This is a genomic window from Arthrobacter sp. B0490, from assembly GCF_002929355.1.
GTDB lineage: Bacteria > Actinomycetota > Actinomycetes > Actinomycetales > Micrococcaceae > Arthrobacter_D.
In genome coordinates, this window is record NZ_PJIR01000009.1 from 25917 (window position 1) to 38657 (window position 12741).

General features: G+C 67.4%; 10 protein-coding genes. 6 read left to right on the top strand and 4 right to left on the bottom strand.

Features of this window, described 5'->3' with window-relative positions; all coding sequences use genetic code 11:
- Nucleotides 1-30 precede the first annotated feature (30 nt).
- Entirely contained in the window at nucleotides 31-933 is a 903-nt protein-coding gene (locus tag CXQ97_RS13835) for an AraC family transcriptional regulator (protein ID WP_258062589.1), read from the top strand.
- Nucleotides 934-999: 66 nt separating this feature from the next.
- On the opposite strand, the gene CXQ97_RS13840 is transcribed toward CXQ97_RS13835, so the two are convergent.
- Genes CXQ97_RS13840 through CXQ97_RS13850 form a run of 3 tightly spaced genes read right to left on the bottom strand, consistent with a single transcriptional unit; the run spans nucleotide 1000 to nucleotide 4177 of the window.
- Entirely contained in the window at nucleotides 1000-1866 is an 867-nt protein-coding gene (locus CXQ97_RS13840; protein WP_104181454.1) for a carbohydrate ABC transporter permease, read from the bottom strand.
- On the bottom strand, nucleotides 1860-2849 hold the full coding sequence (locus tag CXQ97_RS13845) for a carbohydrate ABC transporter permease (protein ID WP_258062591.1): 990 nt from the start codon (nucleotides 2847-2849) through the stop codon (nucleotides 1860-1862). The genes CXQ97_RS13840 and CXQ97_RS13845 overlap by 7 nt, the downstream gene beginning before the upstream one ends.
- The gene (locus CXQ97_RS13850) at nucleotides 2846-4177 is read right to left on the bottom strand and encodes an ABC transporter substrate-binding protein (protein WP_104181455.1); all 1332 of its coding nucleotides are present in this window, start codon (nucleotides 4175-4177) and stop codon (nucleotides 2846-2848) included. The genes CXQ97_RS13845 and CXQ97_RS13850 overlap by 4 nt, the downstream gene beginning before the upstream one ends.
- Before the next feature lie 401 nt (nucleotides 4178-4578).
- On the opposite strand from CXQ97_RS13850, the gene CXQ97_RS20565 reads away from it, so the two are divergent.
- Complete coding sequence (locus CXQ97_RS20565; RefSeq protein ID WP_219815427.1) at nucleotides 4579-6798, top strand: beta-galactosidase; 2220 nt, start codon at nucleotides 4579-4581, stop codon at nucleotides 6796-6798.
- A gap of 91 nt (nucleotides 6799-6889) precedes the next feature.
- Here CXQ97_RS20565 and CXQ97_RS13860 read toward each other — a convergent pair whose 3' ends face one another.
- Nucleotides 6890-7597 carry a FadR/GntR family transcriptional regulator gene (locus CXQ97_RS13860; protein WP_258062592.1) on the bottom strand — a complete coding sequence of 236 codons (708 nt, stop codon included), beginning with the start codon at nucleotides 7595-7597 and terminating at the stop codon, nucleotides 6890-6892.
- Between the two features lie 111 nt (nucleotides 7598-7708).
- Here CXQ97_RS13860 and CXQ97_RS13865 point away from each other — a divergent pair, with 111 nt between their 5' ends.
- From CXQ97_RS13865 to CXQ97_RS13880, 4 genes are read left to right on the top strand one after another with little or no spacing between them, the layout of a single operon-like run.
- On the top strand, nucleotides 7709-9091 hold the full coding sequence (locus CXQ97_RS13865; RefSeq protein ID WP_104181458.1) for a GntP family permease: 1383 nt from the start codon (nucleotides 7709-7711) through the stop codon (nucleotides 9089-9091).
- Nucleotides 9091-9861, top strand: coding sequence for a glucose 1-dehydrogenase (locus CXQ97_RS13870; protein WP_104181459.1), 771 nt, complete (start codon nucleotides 9091-9093; stop codon nucleotides 9859-9861). Before CXQ97_RS13865 ends, CXQ97_RS13870 begins: the two co-directional genes overlap by 1 nt.
- 55 nt (nucleotides 9862-9916) lie before the next feature.
- On the top strand, nucleotides 9917-10936 hold the full coding sequence (locus tag CXQ97_RS13875; protein ID WP_104181460.1) for an L-idonate 5-dehydrogenase: 1020 nt from the start codon (nucleotides 9917-9919) through the stop codon (nucleotides 10934-10936).
- Nucleotides 10933-12537: a gluconokinase gene (locus tag CXQ97_RS13880; RefSeq protein ID WP_104181461.1), complete on the top strand. Its 1605-nt coding sequence runs from the start codon at nucleotides 10933-10935 to the stop codon at nucleotides 12535-12537. Before CXQ97_RS13875 ends, CXQ97_RS13880 begins: the two co-directional genes overlap by 4 nt.
- Nucleotides 12538-12741 lie beyond the last annotated feature (204 nt).

Genomic DNA, 12741 nt, shown 5'->3' on the forward strand with positions numbered 1-12741 from the left:
CGTCCCGACAGCCATGGCACATAATGAGGTATGCATGGACGATCCGACACGCCTCAGCCCGCCGTGGGACGGGCTGCGGGTTTCGACGACCAGCGCCTGGTCGTCGTCCCGCGTCCTTTGGTCAGGGAGGCGCTCAGCCGTCCTGTCACCCGTCGGATGCTCGTCACCGATGCAGGGTTCTTCCCTACTGCTACCGGTCACGGGCGGCACCGTCCGAGGGGGGCGTCCGAGACCATCGTCATGCTCTGCACGGCAGGCAGCGGGTGGGTCGAGGTTGCCGGCGTCCGGATGCGGGTGGAGAAGTCGACGGCGGTCGTCCTCCCCGGGAACACCGGCCTTCCCCACGCGTACGGAGCCGACGAGGACGATCCATGGACGATCTGGTGGTGCCACGTCCGGGGGACGGACGTGCCGGAGCTCATCGCCGAGGCCGGCGTATCGCCCGACCGGCCGCTGATCGGGTTGATCGCCGTGGACCGGTTGACGGCAGTACTGGATGAGCTCATCAGCGCGCTGGAACGGGACCAGTCACCCGCACGTCTGGTCGCGACGGCCGGGATGGCGTGGCGTCTGCTGACCTCCCTGGCCGTGGACCGCCGGTCCCCTGAGCAGGGGACGCCCCTGGAGCAGGCGATGCGCTTCCTCGAGGAACGCATCGACGGGGCGATCCGCGTACCTCATCTGGCCGCGGTCGTCGGCGTGTCGTCGTCCCAGCTCAGCAAGCTGTTCCGGGAGGCTACCGGGGGAGGCGTCCTTGCGCACCATCTGGCCCTGAAGATGGCGCGGGCCCGGCGGCTCCTGGATACGACGGACCTGTCCGTGAAGCAGGTGGGGCAGGAGATCGGGATGTCCGACCAGTTCTACTTCTCCCGCCAGTTCAGTCGCCTGCACGGATCGAGCCCGAGTGCCTACCGGTCGGAGCGGAAGGGATAGGAGGGACCGCAGGGCTGCTGCTCGGACGGACGGAGGCTGGTGAAGGGGGCCGCGCTGGGGATGCGCTCACCCCTTGGTGGCACCCGCGGTCAGGTCGGCCTTCCAGAAGCGCTGCAGTCCGATCATGAGCGCCACCAGCAGGATCGCCGATAGCGCCGATCCGGTCACGACCAGTTGGTAGAACGCTGGGTCGCGCTGGGTCTGCGAGTTCCACAGGGTCAGTCCGAGGGTGAGGGGGAACGTCCTCGTCTCGCTGAGCATGACCAGCGGCAGCAGGTAGTTGTTCCAGATCGTCACGAACTGGAAGAGGAAGATCGTGACCAGCGCCGGGGTCATCATCCGGGCCGCGATGGCCCCGAAGATGCGCAGGTCACCGGCGCCGTCGATGCGGGCGGCCTCGAGGATCTCGTCCGGTACCGCGGCGTTGGCGTGGATGCGGGCGAGGTAGACGCCGAACGGGCTGACCATGCTGGGAAGAAGGACCGACCAGTACGTACCGGTGAGGTCGACGGCGTTGAGGAGGAAGTAGAGCGGCAGCGCGATCACCGTGGCGGGAACGAGCACTCCGCCGAGGATGATCGAGAACAGCAGTTCACGGCCCTTGAAGGGGAACTTCGCGATCGCGTAGCCGCACGCGGCGGAGAGGACCGTCGCTGCCAGGGCGCCGGCGGCGGAGTACAGGATGCTGTTGAGGACCCAGGACGTGAAGATACCGCCGTCCTGGGTGAAGACGTTGGTGATGTTCTGCCAGGCCTGGGGCGAGTCGGTGAACCAGAGGCCGAAGCTGCTGAACAGTTCTCCCGGGCTCTTGGTCGCCGCCACGAGGACCCAGAGGATGGGCAGGAGGAAGTAGAGGGCGGCGATGGCGAGCACGCCGTTCACCACCAGGGTGCTGGTCAGAGGCTGGCGTATCGGCCTGCTGGTCCTCACCATGCGCGGTCTCCTCTGCGGTTCACGAGCCGGAGGAACCCGAAGGAGAAGGCGAAGCCGAGGAGCGCGACGAGAACGGCCATGGCGGCGGCCAGATTGGGGTTCCCCTGGGAGAACGACTGGTTGTATGCAGCGAGGTTCGGGGTGTAGTCGGAGCTGATCGCCGTCGTCAGTGGCCTGAGGACGAGTGGCTCCACGAAGAGCTGAAGGGTGCCGATGATCGTGAACACGGTGATCAGGATGACGGAGGGACGCACCAGCGGCAGTTTGATACGCCAGGTGATCGCCCATTCGGAGGCGCCGTCGATCTTCGCGGCCTCATAGAGTTCCGAGGGGACCGCATTGAGTGCCGCGATGAGGATGAGCATGTTGTAGCCGGCGAAGCCCCACAGGGCGATGTTGGCGATCGCGAAGAGGATGCTGTCGGTGTCGAGCGGATTCAGGTCGATGCCCAGGGAGGACAGGATCTGCAGGATCGGGCTTGTCGCAGGGATGTAGAGAAAGCCCCAGAGCAGGGCGGCGATGACTCCGGGCACACCGTACGGAATGAAGAAGACGACCCGGAAGAGCCGGGGGAGCCGTGCACTGGCGGAGTCGATCAGCAGTGCGAGGGCGACCGCGGTGACGACCATGAGCGGTACCTCGATGGCCGCGAAGGCCAGGAGCCGCCCGAGGCTCTCACGGAAGGACGCATTGCCGAGGGCGGCAGCGTAGTTGTCGAAGAGGACGAACGTCTTCTCGGGCGCCCCGAAGCCCAGTCCTGATGCTTTCGTGGAGAAGAGGCTGTCATTGATCGCGTAGACGATGGGGGCGATGAAGAACGCGGCGAACATGACCGCGAACGGCGCGACCATCACCAGCACCGCTCCCCTGGAGTGCCGGAGGGGCTTGGCCCGTGCCGTCGCGGGGGTGAGGGGGGTGCCATGGGAGGGTGTCGAGGCCGCGGCGGGGCGCTCGATGCGCCCCGCCGCTCGGGTCTGGCTCAATTGACCGCGATTCCCTTGTCCTCGAGAGCGGTGCTCATGTCGTCCTGCGTGCTGTTGTACGCGTCCTTGAGCGGCGTCCCGCTTTCGACGGCTGTCTTGACGTTGTCGCTGAGCGAGGCGAACAGGGTCGAGGACAGGGGAGGCCACTTCCAGGTGGTGTCGACGTTCTTGTCGGACTCGGCGAAGACGTCCCAGATGTCCTGACCGCCGTAGAAGGCGAAGACCTCCGGATCGTCCTGGAGGGACGCTATGGAACTGGTGTCGGCAATGGCCGGCCATCCTGCTCCGACACTGGTGAGGATGCTGACGCTCTCCGGGTCGGAGTTCAGCCAGGCAGCGAACTCGGCCGCTTCCTTCGGGTGGTCCGAGCCCTTGAGGACGGCACTGGCGGAACCACCGGCCCAGGTCGCCGAGACGTTCCCCCCGGCCTCCCACTGGGGCATGGCCCCGACAGCCCACTGCCCTGCCGTGTCCGGTGCCGTGCCTCGGAGGATGGCGTCCGCCCATGATCCCGAGATCCACGAGACGACGTTGCCGTTCTGGATGTCCGCGTTCCATTCGCTCGAGAAGTCCGCTTCGATCTTCACGAGGTCCTCGTCGATCATCTTCTGCCAGAAGTCGGCGACCTCGAGGGTTTCGTCGTCGTTGATGGTGACGGTCCAGGCATCGTTCTCGGCGGCGAACCAATTCCCGCCGCCCTGCTGGGAGAGGCCGATGAGCCAGGGGGCCTGGTTGAAGGCGAATGCCGTGATGTACCGGTCGGGATCGGAGGCCCGGATCGTCTTGGCGGCCTCGTAGTACTCGTCCCAGGTGGTGGGATAGGTGATGCCGAGGGAGTCGAAGATGTCCTTGCGGTAGAACTGACCGAGCGGTCCACTCGCCTGGGGCACTGCATAGACGCTGTCGTTGAAGACCCCGGTCTCCCATTGCCAGGGCACGAACTCGCCCTCCTGATCGCCGACGTACTCGGTGATGTCCTCCAGCGCATCGTTGACGAGGAAGTCCGGGATCGCGTCGTATCCGAGCTGGGCGACGTCGGCCGGGTTGCCTGCCTGGACGGCGGACAGCATCTTGGCGTACCCGCCGTCGGGTCCGGCGGTGATCGTCTCCAGGGTGACGTTCACGTCGTCCTGGGAAGCGTTGTAGGCGTCGACGGCCTGATCGATGTTGGGGACCCAGGACTGGAAGGTGATGTCGACGGGCCCGTCCTGCGCCGCGGGTGCGGATTCGCCGCCGGAGCTGCTGCAGGCAGTGAGCCCACCGGAGAGGACGATGATCACCGATGCGGCCAGTACCGACCGGCGGCTCGAGAAGTGGTTGCCGAACATTACATGCTCCTTTGCACTGCAGGACGGGAAGGGACCCGAGGAGTCCGCTGCGGCAAATCTAGGCGCGGAGGGGTTCGTCCGACATAGGTATATGCGTTGGGAATATGGACGATCCTGCACATATGTCGGCGGATGTTTGATTCGATGGCGTGCTTTGCTTAGATGATCCTCGTGCCACACCGTGCGGCATCGGTTCCTCGCGGAGCCGCCTGAGCGCTGCCGAGCTAGTGCTCCAGGCAGGAAAGCCGGCAGGACGGCCGGCGGGAGGTCCGCAGCCAGTGATGACGAGTAGGCCGGGAACCGCCCTGGAGATCGATGGACGATCAGGGCCGACGACGGAGACGGCGAGACCGCCGGTCAGCGGGGACGAATCGTCCCGCTACCGCCTCACCGGACGATTCATGGAGAAGGATGGGCTCCCCGTCATCCCCGTCTCCGGGGAGATGCACTACAGCCGGGTGCCCCGCGACCAGTGGCGGGAGCGCCTCAACCTCATGAAGGCCGGAGGGATCACGGTCGTAGCCACCTATGTGTTCTGGCTGCACCACGAACCCCGGCAAGGAGCCGTGTCCTTCGCGGATCGACTCGACCTCGCCGCCTTCATCCTGTTGTGCGAGGAGCTGGACCTGGCCGTCGTCGTCAGGATAGGTCCCTGGTGCCATGGCGAGGTCCGCAACGGCGGCTTCCCGGACTGGGTGCTCGAGTCAGCCGTGCACCACCGGACCGACGACCCCGCCTACCTGGCGCTCGTCGCGCCCTGGCTGCGTGAGATCGGACGACAGATCAACGTCTTCTGCCGTCCGGGCGGGCCCGTACTCGCGATCCAGCTGGAGAACGAACTGTACGACCAGCCAGGTCATATCAGCACGCTGAAGGAGATGGCGATCCACAGCGGTATCACCGCGCCCTTGTGGACGGCCACGGCGTGGGGTGGGGCGGACCTTCCGCTCGACGACGTCGTCCCGCTCTTCGGCGGCTACGGCGACGGGTTCTGGGTCGATGCGGACCAGCCGTGGGACCCTACTTTCCGGGCACACTACTTCTACTCGCACGACTGGGACGACCCCGGCATCGGCGCAGACCTGCGAACAGCACCGGGGAGGGCAGGCCCCGCGGCCAGTCCGTACCCGCCGGCGACGTGCGAACTCGGCGGAGGGATGGCCACCGCGTACCATCGGCGGCCCCGCCCGGACGGGCTCGACATCGCCGCCGTCGCCCACAACAAGATCGGCAGCGGTTCCGCCTGGCAGGGGTACTACATGTACTCCGGAGGGACGAATCCCTCACCTCGCGACCACGCCTACACGACGAGCCTGCAGGAATCGCAGGACACCGGGTATCCGAACGATCTACCCCGGTACGACTACGATTTCCACGCACCGGTCGGGGCGTCCGGCCGTCTCGCGCCGAGCCACGCCCACCTTCGACGCCAGCACGCTTTCCTGGACGCCTTCGGCGCACTCCTGGCTCCGCTGCCGTCACGGCTCCCCGATGTCCGGCCCTCGGGGGTCGACGACACGACGACCCTTCGCTGGGCCGTGCGCAGCAACGGACGCACCGCCTTCGTCTTCATCACCTGGCACCAGCCCCACGAGCCGCTCCCGCCCTACGCGGGCGCGCGATTCTCGGTGATGATGGACGGTGCCGCCGTGGAGTTCCCTCCCGTGCCCCTCGAGATCCCGGCCGGAACGATCGCCCACTGGCCCGTCGGCCTCGTCGTCGACGGGATCGGGCTGGAGTGGGCGACCGCTTCGCCCCTGACGGTCCTGCGCGGCGAGGACGGCAGCGTCCTCGTCCTCACCGCGGAGCCCGGCGTCCCCGTGGCCTGGCAATGGGCGGACGGGATCACGGTGACGTCGGACCAGCCGGACGACGCCGCCGGGAGTCCCGATCCGGGGTCCGTCACGGAGTTGAGGACGTACCGGTGCTCGACCGCGACGGCCCACCTCGACGTCGTCGTCCTGCCCGCGGCGGAGGCATCCAGGGCCTGGGTTCTCGGCTCGGGCAGCGGGCGTCAGCTGTTGCTGTCCGACGAGCCGCTCTGGCTCGAGACCGACGGGACGCTCCACGGACGCTCGGAGACCCTCCGGCCCGGGGTCCTCCGCTACACCCCGTCGACGCGGTCCTTCACCGCGGTGCGGACCGGGGCAGCCCCTGGTGAAGTGGGCCGGCGTCGGCCGACAGTGACGCCCGGGAGGCCTGCCGGCACGGTGCCTCCGACCTACGGCACGTCGGGCGGTCGAGCGAGTGCACCGAGCGGCGAGACCATCCAGTCACTGGGCGCCACCTACGAGATCAGCCTCCCGTCACGTCAGCAGGCGCCTACCACGCGTCGAGAGCTCGAGATCCGGTGGACCGGCGACTGCGCGCACCTCGCCGGCGGTGCAGGCCTCTTCGCCGATCGCTTCTGGGACGGATCGTGCTGGATCGTCGACCTCGACGCCGCACCCGTATCCCCGGGGGAGGGGATCCTCCTGACCGTCCTGCCCCTCCACGAGGACGCGGACGTCCATCTCCCGGCGGACGCCCGCCCGGCGTTCCCCTCCCCCCACGGGCAACGTGGAAGCGTCGAGTCCGTCACGGTCGTGACGTCCTGGCACTGGACGGAGTCCATCCCCTGACGCCCCTCGGGGCCAGGTGCTTCAGGCTGATGATCCATCCGCCGACAGGCCCCGGTCGCCCTGGTCCCGCATGCCGCTCGGCCTCGCCGGTTCAGGGATCTCCCAGTTCCTGCCACACCTCCACCACGACGGCCCGGGCGTACTGCTCCGCCAGGTCCTCGTCGCGGTTCAGGATGGCACGGGCCACCCCTTCGTGGTTGTCGAACGCTACCGCCACCGGGTGTGCAGGCGAGAGGCCCAGGTCCGTGCGGCTGGCCAGCACCTCCGTCACGATCCCGTGGAGGGAGGCGATCATGTCATTGCCGCTCGCGGCGAGGAGAAGTGCGTGAAATGCGATGTCGGCCTCGAGGTAGGGCTGCTCGTGCCCTTGACCTGCCTCACCGAGAATGCGCAGGCGGCTGGCGAGTCCGAGCAGCTCGATCCCTACCTCGGTGGTTGCTCTGTGTGCAGCGAGGCGGGCGGCAGTCGGTTCGAGCGCAAGTCTCATCTCGGTGAGTCGGTGCAGTTGCGCGAGCCGTTCATTCCCCTTGAGTCGCCAACGGATCAGCTGAGGGTCCAGGACACTCCACGCCGAGACCGGGAGCACGGTCACGCCGACGCGTCGCCGGGATTCCACCATGCCCATCGACCCGAGGATGCGTACGACCTCACGGATGACCGTTCTCGAAACGCCGATCTCGTCCTCCAGTCGAGCGAGCGTGATCGTGCTGCCCGGTGGTCGGACGCCCTGTGCGATCTCGACGCCGAGGCGCTCGAGGACGGAGTTGTGCAGCACCGGGGCAGGCGATGGGTCTGGCACGCTGCGACTCAAAGGTGTCATCTTTCTTGGCATAGATGTGATCTTTATGACACACTATCGCTCCAAGCGGGAAATCGCCCCTACCGGGCCTGAACATCGATGGAGAGTTCTGTGGAAACTTGGACCCAAACACTAGGCGCAGGACCCTTGCTGGGTATCGCGGCAGGTGCAATCGCTCTGATCCTCATCCTGGTGATCCGGTTCAAGGTGCACGCGTTCCTCACCCTGGTCCTCGTGTCACTCCTGACTGCGTTCGCAACCGGGATCCCGACGAGCGAGATCGTCTCCACCCTGGTGACGAGCTTCGGCACCACCCTCGGATCGGTCGCCCTGCTCATCGGGCTCGGAGCGATGCTGGGCAAGATGATCGAGCACAGCGGTGGAGCCCGGGTCCTCGCGGACAAGCTGGTCGACGTCTTCGGTGAACGGCGTGCGCCGTTCGCCCTCGGGCTCGCCTCCCTGATCATGGGCTTCCCCATCTTCTTCGACGCGGGCCTGATCGTCATGCTCCCCATCATCTTCGCCGTCGCCAGGCGCATGGGTGGGACGAACGTACTGCTGTACGGCATCCCCGCGGCCACGGCCTTCTCGGTGATGCACGTCTTCGTGCCGCCGCATCCCGGCCCGGTCGCAGCCACCGAGCTCTACGGCGCGAACCTCGGGCTGGTGCTCCTCGTCGGTCTGCTGATCGCCTTCCCCGTCTGGTACGTCACGGGTTACCTGTGGGGCAAGTTCGTCGCGACGAAGTACATCCTTCCGGTCCCGGCACTGTTCGGCACGCTCGACGACGACCAGCCGACGAACCCGCCCGCGTTCTCCACCGTGGTCGCCATGCTGCTGCTGCCACTCGTCCTCATCTTCATGAACACCGGTCTGGACTTCCTCAATGCCGCAGGGGTCGTCAACGCCGAGGAGCAGATCTGGGTGCAGGTCCTGACCGCCATCGGATCATCGCCGGTGGCCCTGCTCATCTCGGTACTCGTCGCGACCGCGGTTCTGGGTCACCGGCGGGGCGAGAACGGCACTGCCCTGGAAAAGGTGCTCGACTCCGCGCTGGGTCCGGTCTGCTCCGTCATCCTCATCACCGGCGCAGGTGGGATGTTCGGTGGGGTCCTCCGTGCCTCCGGTATCGGCGATGCGCTCTCGGACTCCCTCGCCTCGATCGGCCTGCCGATCATCCTCGCGGCCTACGTCATCGCCGTCATCCTTCGTGTCGCGCAGGGTTCGGCGACGGTGGCGCTCGTCACGACCGCGGGACTCATGGCGCCCGCTGTGCTCTCCGGCGGGTTCAGCCCTCTCGAGATCGTCGCCATCACGCTCGCCAGTGCGGCCGGATCCGTGTTCGCCAGCCACGTCAACGACTCCGGCTTCTGGCTCGTCGGTCGTCTCATGGGCATGGATGTGAAGACCACGCTCAAGACCTGGACCGTTCAGCAGTCGCTTGAATCCGTGGCCGGGTTCGGACTGACCCTCCTCGTGTTTTGGCTCGGCTGATGACGTCGGGCGCCTTCGACATCACAGGCCGGCTTGCCCTGGTCACCGGTTCCTCCCGCGGCCTGGGCTATGCCCTTGCAACGGGTCTGGCGCACGCCGGAGCCCGCGTGGTGGTGCACGGCCGGGATGCCGGGGCCGTGGCGGAAGCCGCCCGCAGCATCGGCGAGGCGACCGGCCGGCTGCCGGCGGCGACGACCTTCGACGTGACGGATGCGTCCGCCGCGACAGAGGGCATCGCCGCGCTGGTCGCGGATCACGGGGTGCCGGATATCCTCGTCAACAACGCGGGCATACAGCGGCGCGCACCGTTCAACGACTTCGACCCCGCCGACTGGGACGATATCGTCACGACGAACCTCTCCAGCGTCTTCTACGTCTCCCAGCAGGTCACCCGGGCGATGGCAGAACGCGGCTCGGGGAAGGTCATCAACATCGGCTCGGTCCAGTCGATGCTCGCCCGGCAGACCATCGCCCCCTACTCGGCCACGAAGGGCGCCGTGGTCATGCTCACCAAGGGCATGGCCGCGGACCTCGCGCGATTCAACATCCAGGTCAACGCGATCTCCCCCGGATACTTCGCGACCGACATGAACCGCGCGCTGGTCGAGGACGAGGCCTTCAACACATGGGTCATCAACCGCACACCGGCCCAACGATGGGGGAAGTTCGAAGAGATCGTCGGCACACTCGTCTATCTGGCCTCCGACGCATCGACGTTCGTCTCCGGTCAGAACATCTTCGTCGACGGCGGGATGACCTCCGTCGTCTGACAACCGTGTGAACAGCCGGGGCCGCCTCGGGTGGAATCGAAAGGGAAGGCACCACATGAGAGCGCTCGTCATCAACGGGAAGCTCGATCTCGCCGAGACCGAACTACCCACACCCGAGCCCGGCTTCGGGCAGGTCCGGCTCCGGATGGCCTTCGGAGGCATCTGCGGATCCGACCTCCACTACTACAACGAGGGCGCCAACGGAGAGTACGTGGTGCGCGAACCTCTCGTGCCCGGCCACGAGGTATCGGGGACCGTGGACCTGGACCCGTCGGGTGACCTCGCTGCAGGTACTCCCGTCACCGTGCATCCTGCCACCTTCGGCGATCCCGAACCCGGCATCGAGGACCGCCGCCACCTGTGGCCCGGAGGTGCCTACCTCGGCAGCGCGTCGACCCGACCGCATACTCAGGGCGGGATGAGCGAATTCCTCCTCGTGGACAAGGGCATGGTGCGGACCCTCCCCGACGGTCTGTCGTTGCGGCGGGCAGCCCTGGCTGAACCCCTCGCGGTAGGACTGCACGCGATCACTGTCAGCGGGGGAGTCCACGGCAAGCGCGTGCTCGTGTCCGGATCAGGACCGATCGGCCTCCTCGCCATGGCCGCCTGCCTCGCTGAAGGTGCAGCTGAAGTCGTCGCCACGGACGTACTTCCCGGACCACTGGAACGTGCCCGACGCCTCGGCGTCCACGGCACCGTCCGGATCGGTGCGGAGGACGTCCCGGCCATGGCCTTCGACGTCGTGCTGGAGTGCTCCGGCGTTCCCGCCGCCGTCAACGCAGCCCTGATCGCCGCCCGGCGCGCAGCAATCGTGGTGCAGGTCGGAATGGTCCCGAATGAACTTCGAGGCATCAACCTCGCCCCCCTCGTTTCCAAGGAGCTCCAGCTCCGGGGAGCCTTCAGATTCGACGACGAGATCGACCGCGCCATCGAACTGCTCACTGACAACCCCGCCATCGAGGACGTGATCACGCATGTCCTGCCGGCCGGCCGGGCACACGAAGCCTTCGCGATCGCGAAGGACTCCGGAACCTCCGGGAAAGTCGTCATCTCCCTCTGGGGTGACGAGCGATGACCGCTGGTACAGCCGAAGGAGCCAGGACGCAGCAGGATCCGGCTGCGTCCGAGCGGGTCGTCATCGGCGTCGACCTCGGCACGACCAACACGAAAGCGGTCGCCTTCCGCACCGACGGCACCCTCGAAGCGTCGCATTCGGTGGGTTACCCCCTGGATGAACCACACCCCGGGCACGCCGTCCAGGACCCGCTGCTCATCCTTGCAGCAGTGATCGAGTCCGTGCGCGACGTCGTGAACCAGGTCGGTGCGCACCGCGTCGCGGGTCTCTCGTTCAGCTCGGCGATGCACAGCCTCATCGGACTGTCCCCGACCGGAGATCCGCTGACCGACGTCGTCACCTGGGCCGACACCCGCTCACGTGTCCAGGCGGAGCGACTGCGTGCCTCTACCGGCGGGCTCGCCCTCCACCGTCGTACCGGCACCCCGGTGCACCCCATGTCCCCGCTGCCCAAACTCGTCTGGTTCCGGGAACAGGAGCCGAAGCTGTGCGAGAGCGTCGGGTTCTGGGTCGGCATCAAGGAGTTCGTGCTCCTACGGCTCTGCGGCGCGCTGGTGATCGACCACTCCATCGCCTCGGCAACCGGCCTGCTCGACATGGGCACCCTGGCCTGGGATGAAGAAGCGCTCACGCTCGCCGGCATCCAGCCCGAACAGCTGCCGGAGATCGTACCGACCACGACGGTACTGCCATCGCTCACCGATGACACGGCCGCTGCCCTGGGCCTGCCCCGTGCGACACCCGTCGTCGTCGGAGCCGCGGACGGACCCCTGGCGAACCTCGGGGTAGGCGCGGTACGCCCGGGCGTCGCAGCATGCTCGGTCGGAACCAGCGGGGCCCTGCGTGTCTCCGTCGACAGGCCCGCCGTCGATCCGCTCGGCGGGGTCTTCTGCTACGCGCTCACGTCCACCCGGTGGGTCGTCGGCGGAGCGATCAACAACGGGGGAGTGGTGCTCGGGTGGGCCGGCGACGCGATCGCACCGGACCTGGCCGAACCAGCGGAGGAAGAGCTGCTCGCCCTGGCCGCACGGGTCGCCCCTGGATCCGGGGGGCTGTTGATGCTCCCGTACCTGCTGAGCGAGCGGGCACCCCACTGGAGCTCGATACCCCGCGGCGCATACGTCGGCCTCACCAGGGCCCACCGCCGCGAACACCTCGTACGAGCCGCCATCGAGGGAGTCTGCCTGCAACTGGCACTGGTACTCCACTCCATGCGCGCCGCCGGACTCGAGGTCGATCATGTGCGGGCCACGGGCGGAGTCATGCGCAGCCCACTCTGGCGCCAACTCCTCGCGGACACCTTCGGAATGCCCATCGAATTCGCCCACGGGCAGGAAGGCTCGGGCTTCGGCGCCGCCCTGCTCGGCATGGAGGCCCTCGGCCTCATCGAGTCCATCGACATCGTCGCCGACATGGTCGACATCGAGGAGGTCGTCCGCCCGCGGCCCGCCGCCGCCGCCGTCTATGCCTCCCTCCTGCCGGTCTACGCCGAGCTGTACAACGCCCTCGTGCCGACCTTCACATCCCTGCGCCGGCTCGCCCCATCACTCCCCATCGACCTCGATCTTCCCGCAGGGCCCCTGGTCGGTCCTTCCGGGTGAAGCAGCACCGGTCACGGGTTCGCGGACGACTTTCGGCGGTCGGGTTCCCTGGACCCGCCCGGTACCTCACGGTCGAGGTTCCCCGGCTGACATGGTTGTCCGGTCACCTCCCTGATCCCCACCTGTCCCCGGTGGGCACCGGAGGCAAGGACTGTCGGTAGTGTGCATACCAGCGGCGGCCAGGAGGCTGCCGGAAAGATCACG

What these genes read in the sequence shown, in the direction of transcription:
- CXQ97_RS13870 (WP_104181459.1), top strand. Translation starts at nt 9,091, where the DNA reads ATGACGTCGGGCGCCTTCGACATCACAGGCCGGCTTGCCCTGGTCACC.
- CXQ97_RS13835 (WP_258062589.1), top strand. Translation starts at nt 31, where the DNA reads ATGCATGGACGATCCGACACGCCTCAGCCCGCCGTGGGACGGGCTGCG.
- CXQ97_RS13880 (WP_104181461.1), top strand. Translation starts at nt 10,933, where the DNA reads ATGACCGCTGGTACAGCCGAAGGAGCCAGGACGCAGCAGGATCCGGCT.
- CXQ97_RS13850 (WP_104181455.1), bottom strand. Translation starts at nt 4,177, where the DNA reads ATGTTCGGCAACCACTTCTCGAGCCGCCGGTCGGTACTGGCCGCATCG.
- CXQ97_RS20565 (WP_219815427.1), top strand. Translation starts at nt 4,579, where the DNA reads ATGGAGAAGGATGGGCTCCCCGTCATCCCCGTCTCCGGGGAGATGCAC.
- CXQ97_RS13840 (WP_104181454.1), bottom strand. Translation starts at nt 1,866, where the DNA reads ATGGTGAGGACCAGCAGGCCGATACGCCAGCCTCTGACCAGCACCCTG.
- CXQ97_RS13875 (WP_104181460.1), top strand. Translation starts at nt 9,917, where the DNA reads ATGAGAGCGCTCGTCATCAACGGGAAGCTCGATCTCGCCGAGACCGAA.